Origin of the sequence: Alysiella filiformis (assembly GCF_014054525.1) — a bacterium.
Taxonomy (GTDB): domain Bacteria; phylum Pseudomonadota; class Gammaproteobacteria; order Burkholderiales; family Neisseriaceae; genus Simonsiella; species Simonsiella filiformis.
The window spans coordinates 2,201,577-2,226,242 of the sequence record NZ_CP059564.1 but is presented as its reverse complement, the minus strand read 5'-3'; the positions used below and the strand labels follow the sequence as shown (position 1 = coordinate 2,226,242).

Sequence of the window (24,666 nt, the reverse complement as noted above, 5' to 3'; positions counted from 1 at the left end):
AAGAAATTTTGAAAAGAAAAGCCGCGATTTTACCGCATTTTTTTGATTTTGATGATGAAATGATTTTTGATGTACCGCAATCTCATTCCCTCTCCTTGTGGGAGAGGGTTAGGGAGAGGGTAAAACCGTTGAGTTTGTGGCACTTTTGCCCTCTCCCCAGCCCTCTCCCACAAGGAGAGGGAGCAAAATGCTGGCACGATAACAATTTCTGGCAATCATGATGTAGGGTGGACACCGTCCCCCCCCAAAAAAAACCAGACTTGCCAAGTTCTGTACTTCGTAGGGGCAGATTTCATATCTGCCCTTTCTACGATATTTGAATTGTGGTACTTCCCACAGGGCGGATATAAAATCCGCCCCTACGACACGATGAGAACTTGGCAGGTCTGGGGTGGGGGTTAGAAACCCAAGGTGCCACCCCCACCCTAACCCTCCCCCGCCAGACGGGGGAGGGGACAAATTGCAGGCAGCCTGAAAGCCGTAGATTCAACGACAGTTCAAATACCGCGCCAACATCTCAATGTGTTCAGGCGCAATCCCACAGCAACCGCCCACAATATCCGCCCCTGCGTCCACCCAAGTCCGCGCCCACGCCACATAATTTTCGGGCGAGTTATCGGTGCGAATGGGGTCAAGTTCGCCATTTGCGTCATTCATTTCGCCCTGTACAGGCTCAAAGGCATTGGCATACACCCCAATTTTCATGCGATTGTGCAAAACCTGTTTGGCGGCAGCAATCGCGTTTGCCATGATTTCAGGCTGGCTGCAATTAAACAAAATCGCGTCAATATCCCAATTTTTGACTGTTTGGGCAGCCTGAAACACCGTTTCGCCAGAACGCAAAACCGCCTGTTCATGTTGTTTCGTGTCGTCTAGGGTAAACGACAACCAAATCGGTTTGCCTGAATGTTTCAATTTGCCATACCAAAATGCCGCTTCTTGCAGGCTGCTGACCGTTTCCGCCAATGCCATATCCGCATACGGCAACAAACCGTCCAACAAAGGTTGAGCCAATTCATCGGCGCGATTTTCATCAAACAAATCAGGTCTGTACGAGCCAAAAAGCGGCGGAAAAGACGCAGCAATTTGCACTTTTACGCCACATGCTTGCACCGCCTGTTGTGCCAATTTTCCAGATAAATCAGCCAGTTGTCGCGCTTCATTCGCAAAACGCGTTTCGCCAATGTGAAACGGCACAATCGCATAACTGTTGGTTGTGATGACTTGCGCTCCAGCACGAATAAAATCCGCATGAACCGCTTGTACGCTTTCGGGCGACTCGGTCAATGCCAAAGCCGACCATTCGGGTTGGCGAAACGGTGCGCCACGCCGATGGAGTTCGCGCCCCATGCCACCGTCCAAAATGATGATGTTTTTCATATCAATCGTCTCAAAGCAAAATATCGCGTAAAATAACACGTTTTAACGTTTCAGGCAGCCTGAAAAATGTATTTGTGGTTGAAATTGTTTCACATTTTTTTCATTGTCGCGTGGTTTGCGGGATTGTTTTATTTGCCGCGCCTGTTTGTCAATTTGGCGATGGCAGCGCAGCCAGCCGAATACGCCCGATTGTTGCAAATGGCTGAAAAATTGTTCAAATTCATGCAACCGTGGGCGGTGGGCAGTTTGGCTTGCGGTTTGGCTTTGCTCATTACCCAATTTGGTTTTCAGGCAGGCTGGGCGCACGGCAAATTGCTGATTGGCTTGATTTTATTGGCATACCACATTTATTGCGGCAAATTGCTGGGCGATTTTCGCCACAACCGCAACATTCGCAGCCACAAATGGTATCGCGTGTTTAACGAATTGCCCGTGTTTGCCCTGTTGTTTGCCTTGTATCTTGTTATTTTTAAACCATTTTGAATCATGAATCATATTGAAATAGAACGCCGTTTTCTGTTGAAAAACGACAGTTGGCGACAACACGCCAGCGCACCCCAAATTTTGCAACAAGGCTATTTGTCGGTGGAAAAAGCATGCACCATGCGCGTCCGCATTGTTGGCGAACAAGCATGGCTGACCATAAAAGGCTATGTGAGCGATGTGAGCCGCAGCGAGTTTGAATACCCCATTCCACTTAACGATGCCCAAATGATGTTGGCGACTTTGTGTCCATTTAAATTGGAAAAACACCGCTACACCGTGGCGTATGAAGGTTTTGTGTTTGAAATAGATGAATTTTTTGGCGAAAACGCGCCCTTGATTGTTGCCGAATTGGAATTGCCCAGCGAAGATGCCGCCTTTGCACGCCCCGATTGGTTGGGCGAAGAAATTACATCACATGGCAAATTCACCAATGCCTATTTAAGCAAACACCCTTATTCAACGTGGTAATGCCACAATCATAAAGGGCAGATGTGAAATCTGCCCTTTTTTGTGATTGTGGTTTTATTGTGCCACTTCGTTCAAAACCAAACGGCGTTGTTCGGCAGCCAAAGTTTCCACATTCATTTCATCAAACACTTTTGCCAAAGCCAAACGCGCTTGCACGGTCGGTTTTACGGCAATGCTGGCTTCCAAATAGCTTTGCGCTTTGCCCCAAAGTTGCTTATTGAACGCCATTTCGCCCAAATTCAACAACAAAGCCGCGTCTTTGGGTTTGTGTTTCAGCCAGCCATCGGCAAGGTCAATGGCGCGGCGTTGTTCCGCATCGCTCAAATAGCGCACGCTGCGTACAAAGGGTTGCAGCAAGCCTGATTTTTGCGTGTGGGGATAATAACTGCTCACCCACGCCACCGCATCGCCATATAAACCCAATTTTTCGTATTGCTCGGCAATGGCAACGCACAATTCGTTGGCTCTTTGTGCATCGGGAATGCGCTTGATGGCGGTTTTCAGGCTGCCTGAATTTTGCGCTTGGCGCACCAAGGTTTCATACGCCACATTGCGGTGTTTCATGGCTTCGCTTTCGGTCATGGCGTTGGCTTTTTGCAGCTTGTCGGTTTTGTCCAGCACCGAAAGCGCATCGTTTTGCGCCAAAGCATAATTTAATTGCAAGCGCACCAGTTGGGTTAAATGGCTGTCCAGTTTTTCGGCAGCCTGTAAATGCTCGTTGGCGGTGGCATAGTCTTGATTTGCCAAAGCACTTTCAGCCACCAGCAAATGACGTGGCAATTGCGATTTATCGGGCAAATGTGTGGCAATGTCGTCCAAATATTGATTGCGTAAATGGTGGTCGCCATTTTTGTCGGCGGCTTGGGCGGCAATCATCAATGCCAAAATGCGGTTGTCGCCAGCGTGTTTGTTGCCCAACACTTTGGCGGCTTCGTGTTCCGCTTTTTGGTAGCGACCTTCAAAAAACGCCACACCTGCGGCGTGCAAGGCTTCCATGGCTTTGCGACTTTTGCGGCTGCTGCCAAAGCGGCTCATTTTGCTGGGGGTGGCGATTAAGCCAAAAACGATTTTGACCAAAAAATACAAGGCACACACGCCAAGCAATAAACCAACCACAAACAAATGCAAATTCAATCGGATAAGTGTTTGCTCAATGGCAATATACACATTCCCCGAATAGCTGTGTACGCCAATTGCCGCAGCAACAGCAATCAAAAACAGCACAATAATCCAAATGAGACTTTTCATCTCTGTTCCTTACATTAACTTGATTTTTTGAGATTCAAATCACGCAAAACAGGGTCGCGTTTGCCGCCAAATGTTTCCAAGCCGTCAATTTTGTTGCGTAAAATGGGGCGAGGTTGCACCACTTCCACATTGGCAAAACGAACGGCATCTTTGGGATTGATGAAACCTTCGCGCACCACCGTTTGGGTTTTGGGTGGATTGAATGCGCGTTCAAGGTTTTGGCTCAATTCGGTTTTGGGCGATTTGGGGGCGGGGGGCGATTTTTTCGCTTTTTGGGCAACCAACTGCGTTTCAGGCTGCCTGAACGCTTTGTTTGGCGCAATTTTGTTGGTTTTTGCCTGTTTTGCGATTTCAGGTGCGGCTTTTTTGCTGGGCGCATTTTTGGGCGCAGCTTTTGCCGCAGCCTGAATGTGATTCAAATGAAGGGCATGGGCGGGTTTCACCAGTTCAGCTTTCGCCGATTCAGCAGCAGCACGGATTGGGGCTGCAAGAGCAGACGATGCCACGTCTGCTTGCTTACTGGTTTCAGGCTTTCCCGCGTTGTTTGCCTTTTTTTCTTCTGATTTTTTATCCGATTTTTTGTCATCGGATTTTTTTTCAGCAGGTTTGGGTTTGGGCTTGGTTTCGCGTTCTTTGGTTTCGGTGGCTTTGGCAGGTGATGACGCGCTGTTGGCGTTGGCTGCCATTGCTGCCGTGGTTGCGGCTGCCACAGGTGCGGCTATGCCCATGTCCGTGTTTTCACTTGCTGCTTGTGCTTTGGGTGCCGATGCGGGCGTGGCAACAGGCGACAATGCCACAGCAGGCAGCGAAGCCGCTTTGGGCGTGATGGCGGGTACGCTGGCTGCCTGAATGGGTGGAATGTGCGCCGTGTGGTTGTTTAAAGTAACAGACGCAAGCGGCTCAACAGGCGTTAAATTCACAGGATTGGCGGTGCGTGAATTATTTTGGAAATTGCGTACGGCAGCTTGGCTTTGTTTCAAGGCTTCATCGGAAACCATGTGTACATCTAAATTTTTTAAGGCAGCCAAATCGTCCAACCATTTTTGGGTGCTGGGCGATTGGGTGTCAAAATACTGTTTGACGGTGCTTTCCACGGCGGTTAAGTTGTTTTTGTACACTTCGCCATTGTGTTGCAACAGTGCCAAACGCGCATCAAGCAAGCGCAAACGCAAATTGGAACGCACAAAATAGATTTGTTCGGGCGCGAGCAACATGGCATCGTTGCTGTCAAGTTTGCGGATTTCCACCATGCCTTTTAATACGCCCAAGGTTTTGTCCCAAGTGCGCGTCCAAAAATCGGCAGAAGTGGGCGTGGCAACTTCTTGTGTGGGCGAGGCTTGCAAAGTGCTGTCCACCAACAGGGGCAGGGCAGGTACGCCTTTTTCCAAGCTGTCCAGTTTCAACACGGTGCCTGATACGTCCAAATAGGGGCGTTGTTTGAGCAATGCCAAATCTGCGCTGATGGCTTTTTTGATTGGCAACAAATCGGATTGTTCAAAGCGACTCAAACGCTGTTCAATGCTTTCCAGCACGGTAATTGCCACTGGCACATTGCCCGACAACAGCAATTGTTGTGAGGCAACATTGAGGGTCACTTCCACCTCATCAACCAGCCAATTAACGCGACCTTTGAGCAATTCTTGGTAGCCGCGTTGCACATCGGCAATGTGGTTGCGGTTTTGCTGTGCGCCTGCGTCCAGTTGGCTGACCATTTGGTTCAATTTGGCTTGTTCGTCCAATGAATTGGCAAGTTTGCGTGCGTTTTCGCTTTCGCCCAAGGCGGCGTTGTCCAATTCTTGTTTCAGGCGCAATTCTTGTTGGTTGAAGACGTTTTGTCCTTGCACAAACAAAAATCCGCTTGCGCCCAAGGCGATGATGGACAATATCAAGGCACCTGTTGCCAAGCCTTTGCCACTGCTTTTTTGTTCAATCACAATGGGGTGCTGGGTGGCAACAACGGGCTTGCTGGTGGATAGGGCAAGGTTGTTGGGCGGCACGGCAGCAGGCGTGATGTCGTTGTTTTGATTATCGGACATGGTTTATCCTTATGTTTTATTTATGTGTTTGAGTTGATGGAGTGCGTTTTGCAAATGCTCAACTTGATAAATTTGGGTGGCGTGGTATTCGCGTAATCGCTCTACAATGCGCCGATGATGTGTGAAGTATATCAAGGATTTCAGGTTTTGCGTTAGTGATACGTTGGCTTGTGTAAAAAGTAAATCTGCTAATTGTGTTGATGTTATCCACGCGGCGTGAATTTGGGCTGCCTGAAAGGCTTGCCAATCGGGGCTTTGGGCAATGCGGCGGTAGATGGGGGCGTATTGGATTTGAAAGTGCATTTGTTGTAAATGATGGGCGAGTTCTTCGCGTCCTGTGTCGCCGCGTATGATGATGATGGTGTGGTTGGCAGGCAGCGTTTGCCAAATGGGTAGGGCGAGTGCGGCGGTGCTGTCGTTGCCGTGCGATGAGACGTGTATGTTTTGTGCGCCTGCTTGTGCCAAGGCGTGTGCGGTGGCTTTGCCCACGGCAATATGTGGCAGGGCGGTGGACGATAAGTCGGCATATTGTGCGGCAATTTCCACCGCGCTGGGGCTGACCCAAAAGGCGGCGCAGGCTGCCTGAAAATATTGGGGTAATTGCCGTAAAACTTCGTGTTGGTGTGCCAGTTTTAATAGCGGAAAGGGCAGGGCGGCAATGCCGTTTTGTTGGCACAATGCAACATCTTGGGCAAGGCGGTTTTCGGGGCGGACGAGCAGTAGGGTTTTCATCAATTTAATCCATTTTTATTTAAATCAATGTGTTGGTTTGTTCAGGCTGCCTGAATGCTGGTGGCGGCTTTGCTCAAATGCACTTGTACCCACAAGCCGTGGGTGAATTTTTGGCTGTTGTGCAATTCAATTTTGCCGTCATGGTTTTGTGCGATGGTGTGGGCGATTGCCAAACCCAAACCTGAACCTTCTTGTTCGTTGCCCAAAATGCGGTAAAACGGGTCAAACACGCGCAATCGTTCGTGTGGGGGTATGCCTATGCCGTTGTCTTCAATGTGGATAATCCATTCGGTGTCGGTTTCGCTTAACGACAAATCAATTTGCCCATTTTCGGGGGTGTAGCGTATGGCATTGTCGCATAAGGTTTTGATGAGTATATACAAATCGGTTTCGTTGGCAAACAGTTGTGCGTTCCATTCGCTGCTCACGCCCAAATCTTGCATTTTGCTTTGGGCGAGTGGCAGCAAATCTTGTATCACTTGGCGAAACAGGGTTTGTATGGCAATTTGGCTTTTGGGGCGTGAGCCATCGGGCGATTGGGCGCGGGCGTGTTGCAGCAATTGTTCTAAAAGTTGGCGATTGCGGCGTATGCCTTGTTGCAAGTCGGCGAGCGGCTGGCGCAGGTTTTCGGGCAGGGTTTCGTGTTGCAGGCGTTCGGCTTGTACCGACAGGGCGGTCATGGGGGTACGCAATTCGTGGGCGGCATCGGCAATGAAACGTTGCTGTTGGTTGAGGGTGTGTTCGGTGGTGTGGAGCAAATGGTTGAATGATTTGATTAAATCATGCAATTCCACAGGAATGTTGTTTAAAGACAAGGGGCTTAAATCGGCAGAGGTGCGCGTTTTCAGGCTGCCTGAAAGCTGGGCAATGGGCGCAAGCGTGCGGCGCACCACCCACCAAGTCAGCGCGTAAAACAGGGGAATGAGCAACAACAAGGGCAAAATGCTGTACAAAACCGATTGCCAAATCAACTCGTTGCGCGTTGCCATGCTTTGCCACACCACGGTGGGTTGCGGTTCGGTGTCGTGAATGTAAACGCGATACCAAGTTTGTTGGTGCAAAATGGTGTGGTAGCCGCCGCCCAATCCTGCCACGTTCAAACGCTGCTGGCTGGGCGTGTTTGCCGTTTGGGTGTGAATGGGGGCATCGTCATCATCGTCTTCATCATCATGATGAATGGGCGTGTTGGGCGCGAGGTTTTGGGCGACTTGTTTGAGTAAATCGTCTTGAAATTCATGGGTTTCATTGTAGCTGTCTCGCGCAACCAGCACGGCGGCGGTCAGCGCAAACAGCAATGCCAATGCACTCAACGAACGGCTCAATCGCCCCTGAATGGAGTGGGTGTGGGAAAACATAACAAAATGGCAAAAAGGGTGGTTCAGGCAGCCTGAAAATTGGATTAAAATCGGATTTGAGATTATACCCACTCATGTGATTTTGGTAGATAAAAATGCGGATTTTATTGGTAGAAGACGACAAAATGATTGCCCACACCCTTTCAGGCAGCCTGAAAGACGTGGGCTATGCCGTAGATTGGGTCAATACGGGCAAATTGGCATTGTCGGCAACGGCAGCGCAGGCTTACGATTTGATTTTATTGGATTTGGGGCTGCCTGAAAAAGACGGTTTACACGTTTTGGCACAATGGCGCAGCGAAAACAATACCACGCCCATCATCATCTTAACCGCGCGTGATGACATACACAGCCGACTGGCAGGTCTAGACGGTGGTGCAGATGATTATTTGGTCAAACCCTTTGATTTGTCAGAACTTCATGCCCGAATGCGTGCCGTGTTGCGCCGAAAAAGCGGCAACGCCACCCCAAAACCCAGCAACGGCATTTTGACGCTTGACCCCACCACTTACCAAGTACAAATCGCAGGGCAGCCTGAAAGCATATTATTGAGCAACAAAGAATTTGCGATTTTGAACGCCCTGATTTTGCGTGCAGGTATCATTCATTCGCGTGCCGAATTGGAAGACAAATTGTACGGTTGGGGCGATGAAGTGGAAAGCAATGCGGTGGATTATTTGATACACGCCCTACGCAAAAAAATCGGCAAGGAACACATCAAAAACGTGCGTGGCGTGGGGTGGTTGGTAAGTAAGGAGTGAGTGGTGGGGTTTTAGGCAGCCTGAAAATGCAAAATCCCTGAAAATCAGCTGATTTCAGGGATTGTGTGAATTTGGTGGAGGCGGCGTCTTTTGAACTGGCAATTTAAGGTATTGAAATATTGATATTTTATTTCAGGTATATGCTTAAATGTACCTAAATTTGTACCTAAAAATCTTTATGCTACCCCTTTTTTAGGGGTGTTTTTCTGTTAAATCCCTTTGGCATTATCGCATAAAAAATCGTGTGACAATTTTCATTTTTCAGGTAGCCCGTTTGCCCAAAAACAAATAATACATATATGCAAAAAAGTGGTGTGATGAGTGTGATATGTGTGATTTTATTTAAAATCAATTACTTAAAAAATAAATTGGTGTGATGACGGTGTGATGAAAGCCATTTTTGAGTGTGATTTCTTTTAAAATCATAATGTTGCTGGTGTGATGAAAATCAAAACACCAGCAAAACGCGCTTGCTGGTGTTGTGTTTAAAATGGGGTAAATTCGTTTTCATTGCCACGCAATAAATTCATCAAGCGCGGATTGATAAACAGTTTATCCCTGCCAATTTGCACTTCATTCAATACGCCTAAATCGTTCAATTCTTTCAGATATTTTGAAGCAGTCTGTCGTTTGGCAATGCCTGCGCTTTCCAAGTTAGCAATGCGTGTGTAAGGCTGCTCAAACAGCAAATTCAATAATTCATGCGTGTAAATATGTGGGGCGTGTTGCTGCACATATTGGCGCGTTTGTTCAAAAAGTTGGCGTATGGCATTGATTTTGTTTACCGTCCAATCGGCGGTTTCTTGTACGCCTTTCAGTATGTAGATAATCCAGCTTTCCCAATCCTGCTCACTGGTTACGCGCAACAAAAGATGATAGTAATCTGCTTTATTTTCAATGATGTATCGGCTTAAATACAAAATCGGTAAAGACAATAAACCTTTATCAATCAACAATAAGCTGTTTAAAATTCGCCCTGTTCTGCCGTTGCCATCTGTGAATGGGTGGATTGCTTCAAATTGATAATGTGCGATTGCCATAATGATTAAAGGGTCTAAATCATCGCTTTCATGGATAAATTTTTCCCAATTTGCCAATTTGTCGCGGATAACGCTTTCACTTTCGGGTGGCGTATAAATGGTTTTGCCTGTTGTGCCACTTTTTAGTGCTGTGCCTGTTGTTTGGCGGATTGTCATTTCATGCGGCTGCTTAATGGCATTGCACACCAATACAGCCGTTTGTGTGCAAAGGGGTAAACGTGCCAACGATTGAAAGCCTTGAAATAGGGCGTTTCGGTATTGCAAGGCTTCTTTGGTGGCTGGGTCTATGTTGTCGTTGTCCAGTTGCAAAGATTGAAACAGTTTGTCGGTGGTGGTTACGATGTTTTCAATTTCGCTACTGGCTCGCGCTTCCATAATGGGCAGCGTGTTAATCAACATACTTTGATTGGGGATAAGTTCTGCTGCTTGTTTGAGTTGTGCCAATGCTGCTCTTGCTGTGATACAATGTTTTAAAATATTTTTTGTTTCAATGTCTTGCTGTGGTGGTAAATGGGGTAAATCATTGTAGGGAATGTGGGCTTGCCATTGTGTCATGTTTAAAAAATCCGAAAATTTAAAGATGTGGGGCAGTATATGTTTATCGCGTAAACATATCAAGGCGGATATGTTTAAAAAATGGCGATTTTTAAACATGACAAAAAACACCAGCAAAAAGGCGGTTTTTGCTGGTGTAATATTAAGTTTTATTAAGTTTTCAGGCTGCCTGAATGTCATTCGTTGCGGTCGGGTGGTGTGCTGCCATTGAATTGCATATATCGCCTACCGCCCATGTGTTTGCGGTTTTTTTGGTGTGCGCCATAGTGCTTTTTGTCGCTGCCCATAATCAGCCACTTGGCTGCTGCCAACACATCAACGGCTTTTCTTGGCTCAAAGCGTTGGGCAATTTCATGCTTGAATGCGGCATACACCACCCAATAAATCCAATCATCGCCATGCCTTTCTTTAAAACCTGCGTGGTGTTCTCCTGCTCGCTCAAAATCACCCAATAAATCCAAATCAGCAAAACGGTGGCTGAATGCGTGTAAATCAAAAAAATCCTGCGCGTTTTCAATAATCTGCTGCGTTTCGCTTTTTTCCATGCCGTTGCGGTCTAGCCATGCGTGAAAGCATTGCAACAATGGCGCAAGGCTCGCCCCTGCCTGAAAGCCTGTTATGCCGTATTCGCTCGCCAATTCCAGAGCGGCATACACCAGCGCAAAGCGTTTGCCTACGGTGCGAATTTGTCCGTTTAAATCGTGGGGCAGCTTGGCTAAAAAGGCGTTCATGTGGGCTTGAATGCGCTGCTTGTGCTTGGGGTCGGACTGCAAGGCGATTATCCACGCTTGCCCTGCTGTGCCATAAAATTGTGCGGTGCTGTCGTTCAAATGGTCGCCAAATTCGGCTGCTGTGGCAAAGTGGTGGATTGTGTCGTATGCCTGATAGCCTTTGCCTGTGTCGCTGGGTATGCTTGCCAAGCGTACGGCTTGCCCTGCGTTCCACAATTCGGGATTGCCATTTTTGATGTAGGTATCAAGCGGCTTTTCGCCTGTGGAAAAAAATAGGGTTTTGAAGTTAATAGTGGGGCGATTGCCACCGTCTTTGTGGGCTTGTCCTTTGTTTTGCCCATTGCCCAAACTGTATGCGGCTTGCGCCACAATGCGCGTATCGCGCTGTTCCCCAATTTCGTCCAACATCATGAAACAGTCGTTTCTGGCACACGCGGAATTGATGATTGCCAGCGCGGTGCTGTTCCACGAAACTTTGCTTTCTCGGCTGCCCCACACGCTCGCGCCAACGTAGGCGGCTGTGCTTTTGCCGTCTCTGCTGTCGCCAAACAGATGAAAGCCGCCATTTTCCATGTTCAAGCCGCGCAATAAGGGGGCTGCGAATGCCGTACCCAATGCCAACATCAGGCGGCTGTTGCCAATGGCATAGTGGGCAATGTGGGTTTGCCAATCATTCAGGCTGCCTGAAATGTGGTATTCATTGGCTTTGCTGGTGTCGCCCATGTAAATGATTTTGTGGCGTTCGTGGTCGTTTGGCGTGATGATTTCGCCGCTTGGAAAAAAGTAGTTTTCGCCTTTCCAGCCTGTTGTGTGGCGTATTTGGTATTGGGTTTGCTTGCCTGAAAATTGCAAATAATTTGCCACACGCTCGCGGCTTTTGCGGTCGCTCATCACGCCTACGCCCATGTTTTGCAAATCATACCAGCCTTTGTTTGTGCCAATATCGGCTTGTTTAATGGCTGTGGTTTGAATGTGGTGCGTGAATTTGTTGCGGTATTCAATGACGATGTAGGCGGCTTTGCTTTCGTCTTGCCCTATGCCAATCACGCGCAAATGGTCGCTGATTTTAATTGGTGTTTTTTCTTGGATTTCGCCTGTTTGTTTGTCGGTTTGAATGTCTATGAAATACACGCCATTGTGTCGGGTTTCGGTGCGTGGTTTCAGTTCAAATGTGGGGATTGTGTCGGGGTCAATCATGATGTTTTGCGATTGATTGATGATGTTTTGAATGTCGGTTTGCATGATGAAGTTTTCCTTTAAATGGGTGGAAAAGGGAACTTCTCGTATTTGAGAAGCGCCTTGAATTTCAGCGGCTGGATTTTAAAATCCAAGTAATTGATTTTTAAAAGCTGACGGATTTCCGTCAGGTGGTTTCAGGCTGCCTGAATTGCCTTTTTTTTTGGACTTGCAAAATTCAAAAAAAGCCTTTTTTATGGACTGAAAAAATTCAGGCTGCCTGAAAGCGGTGTTTATGTGCCATTTTCGCGTTGGCGTTGGTCGTAGGCGCGTTTTCGTGCTGCGCCGTCTGCGTGTTTGCGTGGTCTGCCACCCTTGCGTTTGGGTGCGCCAAGTAGCGGTATTTGCGGCATGGCACGGTGTGGATTGGGTGCGACTGGGCTAACATCAATCACATCATCGTCATCATGCCCCCAAAATGGCAAACGTTGGCGCGGTGGCGGTTCACGGCGTGGCTCGGTTACGACAATCACACGTTCACGTTGTGGTGGCTCGTGGTGCGTTTCAGGCTGCCTGAATGCTTGGCGTGGTTCGCGTTGTGGGATTTGGCGCGGTGGTGGCGTGGTGTAATTGTGTATGCGTAGCGGTGGTGTTTCACGCGGTGGGGCAACATAGCCCAAACGCTTGTTGATTTGATAATCAATAAATTCTTGGTCGTGGCGGCAAACGGTTTCCAATAGGTATTGCATGGTGCGTTGTCGCCGTGTTTCGGAAAATGCCACATATTCGCGCAATTCTTCATTTTGTTTGGCAATGCCATAGTGTTTGACTGTAAGCGCAAAGGCGGCGGCTAATGATAGGGCTGCCAAAACAAAAAACAGCGTTACACCAATGATTTGTTCAAGGGTCATGGGGTGTGCCTTTCTGCCCTACCCTGCTGCTGGTGTGGTAACGAAACTGGGTAAAAGTGGGGTTTCGTTACTGCCCCAATGGGGTAGGGCGGTTTTTGGGGGTTTCGTTACAAGGTTTCGTTACCTTTTGGGGTGGTTTCGTTACCATTTTTGGGGTTTCGTTACTGCCCTTTTGGGGTCTCGTTACCTGAAAAAAGGGTTTCGTTACCGCATTTGGCGCGTGATTTACGCTGGTTTAATTCGTCCAGCGCGTCTTGCCCTGCGTGTTCAGGCTGCCACACTTGCACATGAATGCCCTGCTTGCTCGCTTGTACCGCCAAATCACGCGCTGCCCTAAAACCTGTTTCGCTGTGGTCGTTGTCGGCGGCAATCAACAATCTTTTCAGGCTGCTGGGCAACACCAGCCGCGCCATATTGCCAGCGTTTACCGTTGCCCATGTTGGCAGGGGAAACAGTTCACGCGCGGCAAGGGCGGTTTCTATGCCTTCTGCCACCAGCAAAAAGCCTGTGTCGTCCAATTCGTCAATGTGAACAGCCGTGCCGCGTGTGCTGCCTGAAAACCGCGCCATTTGCTTTTTGCAATCCAGCGTGCTGCCTGTTTCGGGGTCATGGATAACCGCCTTGCGCCATTTGCCTGTGTTGGGGTCTTGCTGAATGTACACGCGCTGAATGCCTGTGATTTCGCCTTGCGTGTCGTGCATTAAGCCAAGCAAGGCTGTGTATTCGCCCAAACATTTGCCGTTGTGCCAATAGGCTAAATGGCTGTGGCAGCGCAAATTCATGCTGTTTGGGATTGTGCCAATGCCACGCGCCACAAGGTAGCGTTCGGCTGGTGTGCCAATAATGGGGGTGGCAGCGTTCCACACGTTCAACAGCTTGGCTAATTCGTCTTTGGGTGGTGTGGGCGGTGGGGTTTCGCGTTTGGGCGGTGTGATGTGGGGTGTGGCATTGCCTGTTTCGCCCATGCCCAAAATTTGTGCCACCACCGCCACCGCATTGCCAAATTTGTTTAAATTCAAATGTTTTTGCACAAAGGTAAAGCCATTGCCTGCGCCACATTGATTGCAAAAATAAGTGCCATTGCCGCCTTTGTTGTCAAAGCGGAAACGGTCTTTGCCACCACAAAGGGGGCAGGGTTGATGTTGGTTTTTCAGGCTGGCTGGGGCAATGCCAATGCTGCCCAAAATGTGCTGCCAGTTGTGTTGCGCGGCTGCCTGAATATCGTCAAAAGTGTAACGGTATTTCATGATTATTCCTTTAAATCAAATTCTTGTGTTTTTAAGCAGTTTGCAAAAAGCCCCCTTGCTGATGAAAACACCAGCAAAGGCGGCGTGTGCAAGGGGGTTTAGGAATGGGTGTGATTGATGTTTTCAGACAAGCGGGTCAAGAATGGCAGCAGTTCGCCTACGGTCATGGCAAAATCGGCAACAATGCTGGGTGTGATGTGTTCGCAATCATCATTTGCTGCGAAAGATAAGGCGGTCAAAACATCGCCAAAAACATTGGCTGTGTGTTGAATATCGGATTGCAAGCGCGAAACGCATTGGCGTGGCATGGGGTAGCTGTAATGGTCGGCGATTGCCAGCAAGGGGGCATTTTGCAATAAACTTGCCAAGCCTGTTGCTGCGCTGGTGTTCAGTTGGACATTGATGTGAATGCCATTGATGAATAAGGGGATAGATGATTGATTTTGCATTTGAAATGCTCCTGTTGTGTTTTAGAGAATTGAGAAACCCAAATTGGGGGCGGTACTCTCTCTTGGCAACAGTTCCAAGCCCACGCCTTACGGTTGGTGGATACCGCCATAAACTTTTTTGAGATTGGCGTGTGAAACGTGTAGATGTGTTTCAGGCTGCCTGAAAAAGGATAAGGCGATAAAAAACGGCTTTTCAACCCATGCCGTTATGGGACTGTTGTTTTTTTGAGAGAACGCAAAATATAACTTCAATTCTCGTTTGGTTCAATGGGGTTTTTCGGTTTATGCCAAAAAACATTGTTTTATCAAGGTATTTCTTTTTCTAAAATTTGAGAAAAAGGTCGGAAAGTGGTAGGAAAACGGTCGGTAAAGGGTAGGTGAGCGAATTTTCGGAGTCCATAAAAAAGGCTATTGGGCTGAAAAATGCGACTTCCTACGATGTGCATAAATTCCTTTTTGGCGCACAAAGGGGGCTATTTTGCGCCTAGATTGCGCTGGCTGCTGAAATGGGTAAACACACCAGCACAATCATTCAAATGCGCCTGTGGGCAAAATAAATGATAGGTTTTGCTAGGTTCTCGCATTTGAGAGGCTGCCCTGCGTGGCTTTTCAGGTCGGGCTGCCTGAATTTCATCACACTCATCACACTTTCATCACACCATTTTTATGCGCTTGGTGTGATGAAAAAATCATTTAAAATAAATGAATTAACCTATATTTTTCTATATATCACACTCATCACACCATTTTTTATTACGCATTAGCAAAAATGGCTTTTCAGGCACACAATACATATATGCAAAAAAGTGGTGTGATATGTGTGATATGTGTGATTTTATTTAAAATCAATTACTTAAAAAATAAATTGGTGTGATGACGGTGTGATGAAAGCCATTTTTGAGTGTAATTTCTTTTAAAATCATGATGTTGTTGGTGTGATGAAAGCCAATGCCAAGCTACTGAAATTCCAGTAGCTCATTTCAGGCTGCCTGAATATCGCGCGTAAAGGGGGCGTGGTTTGCGCGTAGATTGCGTTGGTGGCTGCAATAGGAAACACACCAGCCCACGCCGCCAATGCGCCAAAAACGCGATTTTGGGGCAAAGTACGCGCTTTGGTACGCACTCAAACGGCTTTTCAGGCTGCCTGAATTTTGTTACCATGCGTTTGCGCGATTCAGTTCGTTATCAATGGGGCTGAATTTTCGGAGCAGTACGCACACGCGCGTGGGAGTGTCTTTGAACACCAAAAAATAGAGTATCCTTGAATACCGAAAGGGCATTGTGTAATCGGCGCAATGCCCTTTTACTTTGTTTCCACAAGCCAATATTCGCGGTGTTCCACGTTCACGCCAAACTGGTTTGGGGCGGTAACGTCTTGATGTGCAATGTGGTAGCCGTCTTTGCGTAGCTCGCTGATACGCGCGGTGGGGCTATTGATACCAAGCTGGAAAATATCGCGTACGGTAACACGCTCGCGGCTGCGTAACAGTTGCAATACACGCTGTTTTTGGGTGGGTGGTTTGGGTTTTGGGGCTGGTGTCATGGTGTTACTCCTTGTGCTTGTTGTGCCAGCCATGCTTTGACTTCGCCAGCAAGGTAGAATTTGGCGCGTGTGCCTGTGATTTCACGGCTTTTGGGGAACAATCCCTGTGCTTCAAGGCGGCGGATTTGGCTGCCTGAAAGCCGTGTAATGCCTTTGCGGTTACGCGCTGCGCTGGTTTCCAATTCGGCAAGGGTTAATTGCGCGTGGTCGGGCAGGGTGTCAATATTGATGATGTTTTGCATGATTTGCCTTTCGTTTCGTTAATGCGCTGTGTTGCGCTGGGGTTTCGGAACGGCAAAAGAATAACCGCCCTTGTGGGGCGGTTTTAAGGTAGCTGCGTGTTAATTTCGGGAAATTAGCTCGTTGATTTCGTTTCAATGTATTTGGCAATCCACATTTCTACTGTTCGCTCTGTGGGGATATTGGGGGCTGTGATTCGGTTTTCAGTGATTAAATCCAAAATCATGCGGCATAATGCGGCTTTACCGCCACGCTGTTGCAATAAATCTTGTTTTTCATCAAGCAAGGCATTTACAGCGTGGATTGTCCCCATTTTTTCGTATGGGCTGCGTTTATTCAGCCCTGCTTTTCTCGTATATGCTGAACGGGCTTTTTTGGCGATTTCGCTAATGTCTTCTTGCAATAGCCTATCAAACCCTTGTTCTCTAATGATATTTAAGAATTTTGATTTATCGGCAAGGCGCAATGTGGCAAATGCACGAAACATATATTCATCATAGTATCTATGTCCTTCTTTGAAATAATGTGCAAAATCATTGCAATATTGGTAAGCCAAAACAGCAAATAATTCATGTTCTTGCCATTTTTCATTGGTATTTTTATCACTATTGATGGAACACCATTGATTATCAAGCAAAATACTTAAAAGTTCATATTCTTGCAATCTATCCAATGGGGGTAGGTCGTGTATTTCTTTGAAGATGTAGCGATTTTTATAATCATGGTAATTGGTTTCATAGTCATTTTTTGCCAAATAAAACCAATTTAAGGCATATTCTATTTCTTGATGTGTTCTATTTTTTAAAAATTCTTCAATAGAATGCAATACATAAAATATTTCTTGTGAGTACCAAAATGGGGGTACTTCTCTAATTTCTTCAAATGTCAGCATGATTTCAATCCCTTTAAAATCCAATCCCTTAAATAAAAGAAAACCACACCAGCAAGGCAGGGATTAAAAACCTTGTTTTCGCCCTTTGGTAGCTAATCAAGGGGCTAGGTGTGGTTTGTGGCTCATGGTTTCAGGCAGCCTGAATTTCATCACACTCATCACACTTTCATAACACCATTTTTATGTGCTTGGTGTGATGAAAAAATCATTTAAAATAAATGGATTAAGCTGTATTTTTATTTATATCACACTCATCACACCATTTTTTATTACGCATTAGCAAAAAGGCTTTTCAGGCTGCCTGTTTCAGTTGGTCTAGGTAGTCTGCCCATTCTTGCAACATGGTGGCACGTTGTTCAAGATATTGGGCATAGTTGTAACTGGCGCGGCTGCTGTTCTTTTCCTTGTGGGCTAGCTGGTACTCTACCCAATCGCCCCTATAATCCATTTCGTTTAAGCGTGTGCTGGCTGTGTGGCGAAAACCGTGTGGGGTAGCAATGTCTTTGTAACCCAATCGCTGCATGGCTTTGCTTAATGATTCTGTGGTTATGGGTTTGCCTGTGCTGCGGTTGTGGAACACATATTCATAATGCCCTGTAAACGGTCGCATACTTTCAATTAAGGCAATGACTTGGCGTGAAAGCGGTATCACATGGGCAATGCCGTTTTTCATTTCTGTTTCGTCTTTGTGCCACAAGGCTGCCTGAAAATCCAATTCGCCCCATTTCATGCCACATAATTCATTGGGTCGCACAAACACATAAGGCGCAATTTGTAGCGCGGTACGCACGGTTGGCATGCCGTTGTAGCCGTCTATTTGGCGCAATAGCTCGCCAATTTCTTTTGGGTCGGTTATGTGTGGGAAAGCCTTTTGTTTGACTTGTGCCAGTTCGGTACGCAATTCCGCTACTGGATTAAACACACACAAGCGCAAACGCACGGCATAAGAGAACACCTGATTAACCACATCATAGACTTTATGGGCGGTATCGCGTTTGCCAGCGTGTTCAATGCGTTTGAGTAGGGTTAGCACGTCAAGCGGCATGATGTCGGCAATGGGGTGTTTACCCAAATCGGGGAATATGTGGATTTCAAGGCTGCGTAATACGCGGTGGGCGTGTGCTGGTGTCCATTTATCGCCTTGTTTAGCGCGGTCGCTGTGCCATGTTCGGGCGATGTGTTCAAAGGTATTTTGGATTTTCTCGTTAAAGCCTTTCTTTTCAGCTTGTTTCTGTTCGCTGGGGTCTATGCCGTCTGAAATCAATAATTGGGCTTTTTGGTTGGCAAGTCGTGCGGCTTTCAAGCCCATATCGGGATAAGTGCCAATGTGCAAAATGGTTTGTTTTTTGGTGGTGGGGCTGGTGTATTTGCGTTTCCAATACTTTTTACCGCTTGCACGGATTTCTAGGTACAAGCCACCGCCGTCATTGAGTTGCTTTGTGCCTTTGCTAGGTACAAGGGCGTTTTTGACTTCGTTGTCGGTTAGTTTCATGATTTCAAATAGTTAGGCTGTGGATTAGGTACATTTGCTTAAAAAATGGCGCAAAAATGGCTGTTTTGGGGCTGGATTTGGGCTGTTTTGGTGGTGTGTACCTAGAAATGTACCTAATATTGTATGCGCTGTCCAGCGCACCCCAGCATATTGTAGATAACAAAAAAGCCTTAAAATCAAGTGATTTCAAGGCTTTTAGGTGTGCTAGGATACCCTAGAAAATTGTGTTTGGTGGAGGCGGCGGGAATTGAACCCGCGTCCGAAAGTCCTCTACAAAGTGTTCTACATACTTAGTCTTATCTACTTATTGTCTCATTCCCATTCCGCCGACAGACAGGCTGTTTGGAAACCAGTTACCTACAATCTCATTCCCTGCCAAGTAACCCGACAGAAAACCAGTCAATGTAAATGACGTTGCAGTGGGTTGCCCCACACAGCCCATTGACCAACTGCTGCAACGGCTGGCATTAAGCTGCCAAAGCGTAAGTTTCGTCGTTTGCGACTATTTTCGTACAGTGTTTAACGCGTAACTGAAAACGCGGTATGCCCACATTTGCTTTGCAACCCCCGTCGAAACCAAGGTCGCCCCCAAATGAGAAACGGCATTGTACCTGCTTTCAGGCTGCCTGAAAAGACTTTGTCGTGTTAAAATGGCTTTTTTTGGCAAAAATACAACCATGTATGACGTAAACACCCACGATGTGCGCCGATTTTTCGCCCAAGTTTGGCAACTGCGCTTTGCCCCCGTGCAACTGGACGCGCTGCAAACACGCGCTTTGCGGATTATCCAAGCCCACCCCGAATATAGCCCCATTCTGGAAAACATTGAACAATATCTTGACCACAACTGGACACCCGAACAAGGGCAAACCAATCCCTTTTTGCACATGTCCATGCACCTGTCTATTCAAGAGCAGGTGGGCATAGACCAGCCCTTTGGCATACGCGCCATTCACGCGCAACTGTGCGCCAAACACAACGATGATTGGCACGCCGCCGAACACGAAATGATGGACGCGCTGGCTGAAACATTGTGGGAAGCCCAACGTTTCGGTCGCGGTTTGGACGTGAACAACTACATGACCAAATTGCGAAAATTGGTCAATTTGGGCGCAGAAGATGAGGCGCGTCTCAATCCGCATGAAGTGGGTTTGTCGGATAAAATCAGTATGCGAGAATAATCACTTGCGTTCATCATCTTAATGGATTGATTTAATTGTCAATTAAAGCAAGATGCCATTTCTTAACCATCAAACTCCATTCAGAAACACAAAATGCTGATTTTGCCCAATACCTTACCCATTTCCCGCTACCGTTTCACATTCCGCATCACACAAAATTTGCGTTTGCCGCCCTTTGCAGGTTCAACTTTGCGCGGTGTGTTTGGGCATGCTTTGCGTGAACAAGTTTGCACCTGCGGACAACCCGAAATCCACTACCACAACTGCCCATACAGCCACATTTTTACCGCGCCCCACAACCACGAATTGCACCGCAGCCAACAAAACACCCCACCTCAACCCTATGTTTTTGAACCCCCTTTAAACGGCAAAACCCACTATGAGGTGGGCGAAGACTTGACCTTTAATCTGGTTTTATTTGGGCAAGTGCGTTTGATGTTGCCATTGATTGTGTCGGCATTGCGCCATGCCTTTGCCAAAGGCGTGGGCGAACGCAATCGCGGCACAGGCGAATTAAGCCACCTGGCTGTACAAAATGGCGATGAATGGCACGAAATTCAGTCTGCCCAACACATAATCCCACACACAAATCACCTTGTTTTGCCAACAGAATTTTCGTCCGATTTACGCTTGTATTTCTACACACCGCTACGCATTCAGCAACACGGCAAAATTGTGCAGCCCGCGCAAATGTCGCCCGATTTGATTGCGCGACAAACCATGCGGCGCGTGTCCACCATTGCCCAGCTTTATTTTAACGCGCCCTTGCAAGCCGACTATGCCGCATTGAGCGCACAAGCCGCCACCCTGCGCGGCGAACACACATGGCATTGGCACGATTGGCAACGCTATTCCAACCGCCAACAGCAAATGATGAAATTGGGCGGCATTATGGGCGAAAGCGTGTGGCGCGATGTACCCCGCGAATGGGCGGCATTGTTGCACATAGGGCAATGGCTGCACATTGGCAAAGAAACCGTGTTTGGATTGGGTGGCTACCGCGTTCAGGCTGCTTGAAAAAATAGGGCTTGTCAATTTGAGTAAATTTGCGTAAAATGCGCGACACAATCATTCTGACAAAGGCTGATGTGATTTGTCTCGTTCTGGTTGTTTTCTCTGTTCAATTTTGTTAAAAAGTATATTCGTTTGTGAAGATTTTTGGCATAAAAAATTCAGCTTATAAGTATATGATTTTACAAGGTGAAAATAAGAGAGTGCAGTCAGAATGATTGCCCCATTCATCGGGGATTAAGACATTACTTTTCTGAGGATGTTTAATGCACCATTTAAAGTCAGAGTGATTGCCCCATTCATCGGGGATTAAGACTCAGAGTTATACTCTTTTACGACATTATCTTCGTCAGAATGATTGCCCCATTCATCGGGGATAAAAAAACCAAGTCAGGCAGTCTGAAAACAAAACACCGTTTTCAGGCTGCCTGATTTTTTGCCCCCATTTTGATGCACACAAATTTGTTTTGCTCACGCAATGGTCGCGTTTTGGCGTATGATTTCATTTTCAAATTTCAAACAAGGGAATGGCAAATATGGCAACTTTATTTGTGTCGCGCCACGCTGGGGCGATTGAATGGATAGCGCAGCAAGCCCATTGGCACATTGACGAAATCGTGCCACATTTGGATTTGGCACAAGTGAATGCGGGCGATGTGGTGGTCGGTACGCTGCCTGTGCATTTGGCGGCGGCGGTGTGTGAAAAAGGGGCGCAGTTTTACTTTTTGCAAATGCCCCAACAGTTTGCCACGCGCGGCTCGGAATACAGCGCAGCAGAAATGACGGCTGCTGGCGCAAGTTTGGTGCGTTTTGATGTGAAAAGGATTGCAGAATGAAACAGAAAATTTTGGTTGCTGTAACAGGCATGACACCGCAAATTGTTACCGAAACGGTTTACGCATTGCACAAAAATCACAATTGGCTGCCTGAAAAAATCATTGTGCTGACCACTTTGGAAGGCAAAAAAAGAATTGTGGAACAATTATTGGGCGAAAAGGGCTATTTTACCCGTTTGCTCGAAGATTACAGGCTGAAACCTTTGCAAAACCCTATTTTTTTGAACTTTTCTGAAAAATAAATTTATTAAAATTCAACATATTAAAATTTTGAAAAATCAAATTTTAGGAGTTTTGCAAAGGTCTCAGGCTGCCTGAATGAATGGTATTTTGATTAAATTTATGTTAAGATTTGTTTTATTGAATTTAGGCTCTAAAAATGAAATTTGACGTTCATGTTTGTTTGGTTTCTGGGCAGCCTACGCCCAATTTGGTGCCTATTTGGGCAGAAGAATTTCGTCCGCAAAAAGTGATTTTGGTGGTAACACCCAAAATGCGACAAAATGCCAGTGCGCTTGAACACGTTATCAAACAGCGTTGCCAAATTCAAGTGCAGCAAATTTACATTGAAAATGAATATGATACGGCAGGAATTGGCGAACATTTGTTGAATTTATTGGCGGACGAAGACAAAGAAAAAGTCGCGCTCAATGTTACAGGTGGCACAAAATTGATGGCAATTGGTGCGTATAAAACATTCAGCGATTTGGGCTATCCTGTTTTCTATTGGACAGAAAAAGGACAAATCCAAATTTTGGATACCGACCAAATGGTTGAAGTCAAAAATCCCAAAATCCGCATTGAAGATTATCTTGCCTTGCACGGTTTTTCGGTATTGGAAGGCAAAGCCAAACGCCAAATCAATACCAACTGGTTGCCTGTTGCACAAGAATTGATTCAGGCGCGAAACAGTTTAGGTGGCGTATTGGGCACATTGAATTTTGCCATCAGCAAAGCCAAAGAACACAACCCACAAACCACAACCATTCAATTAGACCGTTTGGACAATCAAAATTTGGATTATTTGATTCAAATTTTGGAAAAACACCAATTAGCCAGCTTTAAAGATAATGTGATTCGTTTTGAAAGCATTGACGCGCGAGATTATATTGCAGGGGCTTGGTTTGAAGAGTATGTGTTTGATTGCGTGAAAAAAATCCCCAATATTCAAGATTGCGCCATGGGCGTGCAAATTGATTCGGTTGATTTGCAAGAAAAAAACCGCAATGAATTGGACGTGGTGGTGATGTACAACAACAGTTTGCATATTTTGGAATGCAAAACCATCAATTTTCAATCAGAACATTTAAGCAATGCCCAAAGAAATGAACCCATTTATAAATTGGAAACTTTGAAAAAGTTGGGTGGATTAAAAACGCGTAAAGCCCTAATTTCTTATCGCGCTTTAACGGGTAAAGCCAAATACATGAAAAAACGCGCTGATGGCTCGGAAATTCATATTTTGGAAACCAAAGATTTGGGCGGTTTAAGCACAGAATTGGCAAATTGGTTCACGAACAAAGGGAATAAGTGATGAGCTTACGAAAAATTGATGAAAAAATTGCGATACCTAATTTGGCGGATTTTCAGGCTGCTGTACCGAAATGGGAAAGCATTCAATGCCGCTTGGTTACGCCCATGTATGGCGGTGGCGTAAAATCTGCCGAACCTGATATTCAGCAACCCATTCGCGTAACGGCAATTCGTGGGCAATTGCGTTTTTGGTGGCGATTATTGGCTTCGCAAAAAGTTTTCAGGCTACCTGAAAATTTAAACATTCGCCAAGCAGAGTTTGCTTTGTGGGGCGGTATGAATGATGGCGATGAAAGTGGTAAAGCCAGTGCAGTTTTTTTGCGAATTAAACAATTCAGTTCGCCAAAAAAAATTGCTTATTTTAATCAGTGGGATAATGATAAAAAAACGCGTTTAAGAAACAGAAATAAAGAATTATTGCCCAATAGCTATGTATTATTTGCAATGGATAGTGAAGATGACCCAAATAAAACCAATTTAATTGATAAGGATTTAACTTGGGATCTGGAATGGTATTTAGATAGAAATGCTGATATTTTTTGGTCTAAAAAGAAAGAAAACGGTCAAGAAATCCGTGACCAATTTTTAACTGAAAAATATCAAGATACTTTATCACAAGTCATTGAAACCTTGCGCTGGTGGACAACTTTTGGAGGCATGGGGGCAAGAACGAGACGCGGTTGTGGTGCATTTATGGTGGAAAAAAGCACGCTGCCTGAAATTCAAAAAGCGATTTCAATAGATGAAATTCAGGGTGCAAATTGCAAATTATCGGTTGCCAATTCAAATTCAAATGACGCAATGGATGCATGGAAATTGGCGGTAAAACGTTTAAGAGATTTCCGTCAAGGTGTCAATGTGGGGCGCAATGAGCCAAGCCCAGAAGCCAAAGCTGCTAGAAAACCAGCAGGTCGCAGCCGTTGGACAGAACACGATGCCATTCGCCGTCTTACCAATCAATATCCAAATCAACACAAACCTGAGCATGAAGGTGGTAATAATCAATTTCCGCGTGGGATGTTTGGTATGCCGATTATTTTTTACTTTGTTGATGGTGGTGAGCCAAGTGATACCAGTCTGCAGCCAGTTGGAAAAGAACGCATGGCAAGCCCCTTAATTATTCGCCCCATTTTGCAAAATGGGCAATGGAAAGCTGCTGCATTATTGCTACCACATGATTTTTCTAATTTACAAGTGGAATTGAAAATAGATAACAATAATAGGAGACCCGTTGTTCTTTTGGATAAAGGCAAAGCCAATGACATTAAACCCATTGCTGGTAATGGTGGCGGAGACCCTTTAAGCGCGTTTATGAATTATTTTGCTAATCCCACCACACAACAGTCAGATTAAGGAAAATACA

At 46.3% G+C, this 24,666-nt stretch carries 25 protein-coding genes and 1 other RNA gene; 9 read left to right on the top strand and 17 right to left on the bottom strand.

Annotation, left to right across the window (positions count from 1 at the left end):
- Positions 1–486: 486 nt before the first annotated feature.
- Positions 487–1,380, bottom strand: a complete 894-nt coding sequence (locus H3L97_RS10930; protein WP_097114488.1) for a homocysteine S-methyltransferase family protein — start codon at positions 1,378–1,380, stop codon at positions 487–489.
- A gap of 66 nt (positions 1,381–1,446) precedes the next feature.
- On the opposite strand from H3L97_RS10930, the gene H3L97_RS10925 reads away from it, so the two are divergent.
- Together H3L97_RS10925 and H3L97_RS10920 are read left to right on the top strand one after the other, a co-directional pair.
- Positions 1,447–1,863, top strand: coding sequence for a CopD family protein (locus tag H3L97_RS10925; RefSeq protein ID WP_097114487.1), 417 nt, complete (start codon positions 1,447–1,449; stop codon positions 1,861–1,863).
- A gap of 3 nt (positions 1,864–1,866) precedes the next feature.
- Positions 1,867–2,334, top strand: coding sequence for a CYTH domain-containing protein (locus H3L97_RS10920; RefSeq protein ID WP_097114486.1), 468 nt, complete (start codon positions 1,867–1,869; stop codon positions 2,332–2,334).
- 54 nt (positions 2,335–2,388) lie between these two features.
- On the opposite strand, the gene H3L97_RS10915 is transcribed toward H3L97_RS10920, so the two are convergent.
- Genes H3L97_RS10915 through H3L97_RS10900 form a run of 4 tightly spaced genes read right to left on the bottom strand, consistent with a single transcriptional unit; the run spans position 2,389 to position 7,777 of the window.
- Positions 2,389–3,582, bottom strand: coding sequence for a heme biosynthesis HemY N-terminal domain-containing protein (locus tag H3L97_RS10915; RefSeq protein WP_097114485.1), 1,194 nt, complete (start codon positions 3,580–3,582; stop codon positions 2,389–2,391).
- Positions 3,583–3,596: 14 nt separating this feature from the next.
- Positions 3,597–5,618 carry a uroporphyrinogen-III C-methyltransferase gene (locus H3L97_RS10910; protein WP_097114484.1) on the bottom strand — a complete coding sequence of 674 codons (2,022 nt, stop codon included), beginning with the start codon at positions 5,616–5,618 and terminating at the stop codon, positions 3,597–3,599.
- Positions 5,619–5,627: 9 nt separating this feature from the next.
- A complete protein-coding gene (locus H3L97_RS10905) occupies positions 5,628–6,350 on the bottom strand; it encodes a uroporphyrinogen-III synthase (RefSeq protein WP_097114483.1) in 723 nt (240 codons plus the stop codon).
- A gap of 41 nt (positions 6,351–6,391) precedes the next feature.
- The gene (locus H3L97_RS10900) at positions 6,392–7,777 is read right to left on the bottom strand and encodes a sensor histidine kinase (RefSeq protein WP_224446348.1); all 1,386 of its coding nucleotides are present in this window, start codon (positions 7,775–7,777) and stop codon (positions 6,392–6,394) included.
- Positions 7,778–7,800: 23 nt separating this feature from the next.
- On the opposite strand from H3L97_RS10900, the gene H3L97_RS10895 reads away from it, so the two are divergent.
- Positions 7,801–8,466 (top strand): response regulator, encoded by a 666-nt coding sequence (locus H3L97_RS10895; RefSeq protein WP_097114481.1) that lies wholly within the window; start codon positions 7,801–7,803, stop codon positions 8,464–8,466.
- Between the two features lie 485 nt (positions 8,467–8,951).
- Here the strand turns inward: H3L97_RS10895 and fic are convergent, their stop codons facing one another.
- The 12 genes from fic to ssrA all read right to left on the bottom strand — a co-directional run bounded on the left by fic (position 8,952) and on the right by ssrA (position 19,332).
- Positions 8,952–10,061, bottom strand: coding sequence for a protein adenylyltransferase Fic (fic, locus tag H3L97_RS10890; protein ID WP_097114499.1), 1,110 nt, complete (start codon positions 10,059–10,061; stop codon positions 8,952–8,954).
- Between the two features lie 176 nt (positions 10,062–10,237).
- Entirely contained in the window at positions 10,238–12,034 is a 1,797-nt protein-coding gene (locus tag H3L97_RS10885) for a DUF927 domain-containing protein (RefSeq protein WP_097114480.1), read from the bottom strand.
- A gap of 227 nt (positions 12,035–12,261) precedes the next feature.
- Positions 12,262–12,879 (bottom strand): hypothetical protein, encoded by a 618-nt coding sequence (locus H3L97_RS10880; protein ID WP_097114479.1) that lies wholly within the window; start codon positions 12,877–12,879, stop codon positions 12,262–12,264.
- Positions 12,880–13,040: 161 nt separating this feature from the next.
- Positions 13,041–14,126, bottom strand: coding sequence for a DUF7146 domain-containing protein (locus H3L97_RS10875; protein ID WP_097114478.1), 1,086 nt, complete (start codon positions 14,124–14,126; stop codon positions 13,041–13,043).
- 98 nt (positions 14,127–14,224) lie between these two features.
- Positions 14,225–14,575 carry a hypothetical protein gene (locus tag H3L97_RS10870; protein WP_097114477.1) on the bottom strand — a complete coding sequence of 117 codons (351 nt, stop codon included), beginning with the start codon at positions 14,573–14,575 and terminating at the stop codon, positions 14,225–14,227.
- Between the two features lie 87 nt (positions 14,576–14,662).
- Positions 14,663–14,827, bottom strand: a complete 165-nt coding sequence (locus tag H3L97_RS10865) for a hypothetical protein (protein WP_179655845.1) — start codon at positions 14,825–14,827, stop codon at positions 14,663–14,665.
- A gap of 667 nt (positions 14,828–15,494) precedes the next feature.
- Positions 15,495–15,698 carry a hypothetical protein gene (locus H3L97_RS10860; protein ID WP_097114476.1) on the bottom strand — a complete coding sequence of 68 codons (204 nt, stop codon included), beginning with the start codon at positions 15,696–15,698 and terminating at the stop codon, positions 15,495–15,497.
- A 180-nt stretch (positions 15,699–15,878) separates the two neighbouring features.
- On the bottom strand, positions 15,879–16,118 hold the full coding sequence (locus tag H3L97_RS10855; protein WP_179655844.1) for a helix-turn-helix domain-containing protein: 240 nt from the start codon (positions 16,116–16,118) through the stop codon (positions 15,879–15,881).
- Positions 16,115–16,360 (bottom strand): helix-turn-helix transcriptional regulator, encoded by a 246-nt coding sequence (locus H3L97_RS10850; RefSeq protein ID WP_097114475.1) that lies wholly within the window; start codon positions 16,358–16,360, stop codon positions 16,115–16,117. Before H3L97_RS10850 ends, H3L97_RS10855 begins: the two co-directional genes overlap by 4 nt.
- A 113-nt stretch (positions 16,361–16,473) precedes the next feature.
- Entirely contained in the window at positions 16,474–17,250 is a 777-nt protein-coding gene (locus tag H3L97_RS10845; protein ID WP_097114474.1) for a hypothetical protein, read from the bottom strand.
- A 292-nt stretch (positions 17,251–17,542) separates the two neighbouring features.
- Positions 17,543–18,742, bottom strand: coding sequence for a tyrosine-type recombinase/integrase (locus H3L97_RS10840; protein WP_097114473.1), 1,200 nt, complete (start codon positions 18,740–18,742; stop codon positions 17,543–17,545).
- A gap of 229 nt (positions 18,743–18,971) precedes the next feature.
- Positions 18,972–19,332: a transfer-messenger RNA gene (gene ssrA / locus H3L97_RS10835) on the bottom strand.
- Positions 19,333–19,419: 87 nt separating this feature from the next.
- Here ssrA and H3L97_RS10830 point away from each other — a divergent pair.
- The 6 genes from H3L97_RS10830 (at position 19,420) to cmr1 (ending at position 24,656) form a co-directional block, all read left to right on the top strand.
- Positions 19,420–19,923: a DUF1841 family protein gene (locus H3L97_RS10830; RefSeq protein ID WP_097114497.1), complete on the top strand. Its 504-nt coding sequence runs from the start codon at positions 19,420–19,422 to the stop codon at positions 19,921–19,923.
- 93 nt (positions 19,924–20,016) lie between these two features.
- On the top strand, positions 20,017–20,940 hold the full coding sequence (gene cas6, locus H3L97_RS10825; RefSeq protein ID WP_097114472.1) for a CRISPR system precrRNA processing endoribonuclease RAMP protein Cas6: 924 nt from the start codon (positions 20,017–20,019) through the stop codon (positions 20,938–20,940).
- Positions 20,941–21,470: 530 nt separating this feature from the next.
- Complete coding sequence (gene csx16 / locus H3L97_RS10820) at positions 21,471–21,770, top strand: CRISPR-associated protein Csx16 (protein ID WP_097114471.1); 300 nt, start codon at positions 21,471–21,473, stop codon at positions 21,768–21,770.
- Positions 21,767–22,012, top strand: a complete 246-nt coding sequence (locus H3L97_RS10815; RefSeq protein ID WP_097114470.1) for a CRISPR-associated ring nuclease — start codon at positions 21,767–21,769, stop codon at positions 22,010–22,012. The genes csx16 and H3L97_RS10815 overlap by 4 nt, the downstream gene beginning before the upstream one ends.
- A gap of 137 nt (positions 22,013–22,149) precedes the next feature.
- Positions 22,150–23,304: a Card1-like endonuclease domain-containing protein gene (locus H3L97_RS10810; protein WP_097114469.1), complete on the top strand. Its 1,155-nt coding sequence runs from the start codon at positions 22,150–22,152 to the stop codon at positions 23,302–23,304.
- Entirely contained in the window at positions 23,304–24,656 is a 1,353-nt protein-coding gene (gene cmr1 / locus H3L97_RS10805) for a type III-B CRISPR module RAMP protein Cmr1 (protein ID WP_097114468.1), read from the top strand. Before H3L97_RS10810 ends, cmr1 begins: the two co-directional genes overlap by 1 nt.
- The last annotated feature ends 10 nt before the right edge of the window (positions 24,657–24,666 follow it).

Coding starts and splice junctions, on each gene's coding strand:
- H3L97_RS10895 (WP_097114481.1), top strand. CDS start 7,801: ATGCGGATTTTATTGGTAGAAGACGACAAAATGATTGCCCACACCCTT.
- fic (WP_097114499.1), bottom strand. CDS start 10,061: ATGACACAATGGCAAGCCCACATTCCCTACAATGATTTACCCCATTTA.
- H3L97_RS10885 (WP_097114480.1), bottom strand. CDS start 12,034: ATGCAAACCGACATTCAAAACATCATCAATCAATCGCAAAACATCATG.
- H3L97_RS10870 (WP_097114477.1), bottom strand. CDS start 14,575: ATGCAAAATCAATCATCTATCCCCTTATTCATCAATGGCATTCACATC.
- csx16 (WP_097114471.1), top strand. CDS start 21,471: ATGGCAACTTTATTTGTGTCGCGCCACGCTGGGGCGATTGAATGGATA.
- H3L97_RS10840 (WP_097114473.1), bottom strand. CDS start 18,742: ATGAAACTAACCGACAACGAAGTCAAAAACGCCCTTGTACCTAGCAAA.
- H3L97_RS10810 (WP_097114469.1), top strand. CDS start 22,150: ATGAAATTTGACGTTCATGTTTGTTTGGTTTCTGGGCAGCCTACGCCC.
- cas6 (WP_097114472.1), top strand. CDS start 20,017: ATGCTGATTTTGCCCAATACCTTACCCATTTCCCGCTACCGTTTCACA.
- H3L97_RS10850 (WP_097114475.1), bottom strand. CDS start 16,360: ATGCAAAACATCATCAATATTGACACCCTGCCCGACCACGCGCAATTA.
- H3L97_RS10920 (WP_097114486.1), top strand. CDS start 1,867: ATGAATCATATTGAAATAGAACGCCGTTTTCTGTTGAAAAACGACAGT.
- H3L97_RS10930 (WP_097114488.1), bottom strand. CDS start 1,380: ATGAAAAACATCATCATTTTGGACGGTGGCATGGGGCGCGAACTCCAT.
- H3L97_RS10915 (WP_097114485.1), bottom strand. CDS start 3,582: ATGAAAAGTCTCATTTGGATTATTGTGCTGTTTTTGATTGCTGTTGCT.
- H3L97_RS10830 (WP_097114497.1), top strand. CDS start 19,420: ATGTATGACGTAAACACCCACGATGTGCGCCGATTTTTCGCCCAAGTT.
- H3L97_RS10925 (WP_097114487.1), top strand. CDS start 1,447: ATGTATTTGTGGTTGAAATTGTTTCACATTTTTTTCATTGTCGCGTGG.
- H3L97_RS10845 (WP_097114474.1), bottom strand. CDS start 17,250: ATGCTGACATTTGAAGAAATTAGAGAAGTACCCCCATTTTGGTACTCA.
- H3L97_RS10855 (WP_179655844.1), bottom strand. CDS start 16,118: ATGACACCAGCCCCAAAACCCAAACCACCCACCCAAAAACAGCGTGTA.
- H3L97_RS10815 (WP_097114470.1), top strand. CDS start 21,767: ATGAAACAGAAAATTTTGGTTGCTGTAACAGGCATGACACCGCAAATT.
- H3L97_RS10905 (WP_097114483.1), bottom strand. CDS start 6,350: ATGAAAACCCTACTGCTCGTCCGCCCCGAAAACCGCCTTGCCCAAGAT.
- H3L97_RS10910 (WP_097114484.1), bottom strand. CDS start 5,618: ATGTCCGATAATCAAAACAACGACATCACGCCTGCTGCCGTGCCGCCC.
- cmr1 (WP_097114468.1), top strand. CDS start 23,304: ATGAGCTTACGAAAAATTGATGAAAAAATTGCGATACCTAATTTGGCG.
- H3L97_RS10880 (WP_097114479.1), bottom strand. CDS start 12,879: ATGACCCTTGAACAAATCATTGGTGTAACGCTGTTTTTTGTTTTGGCA.
- H3L97_RS10875 (WP_097114478.1), bottom strand. CDS start 14,126: ATGAAATACCGTTACACTTTTGACGATATTCAGGCAGCCGCGCAACAC.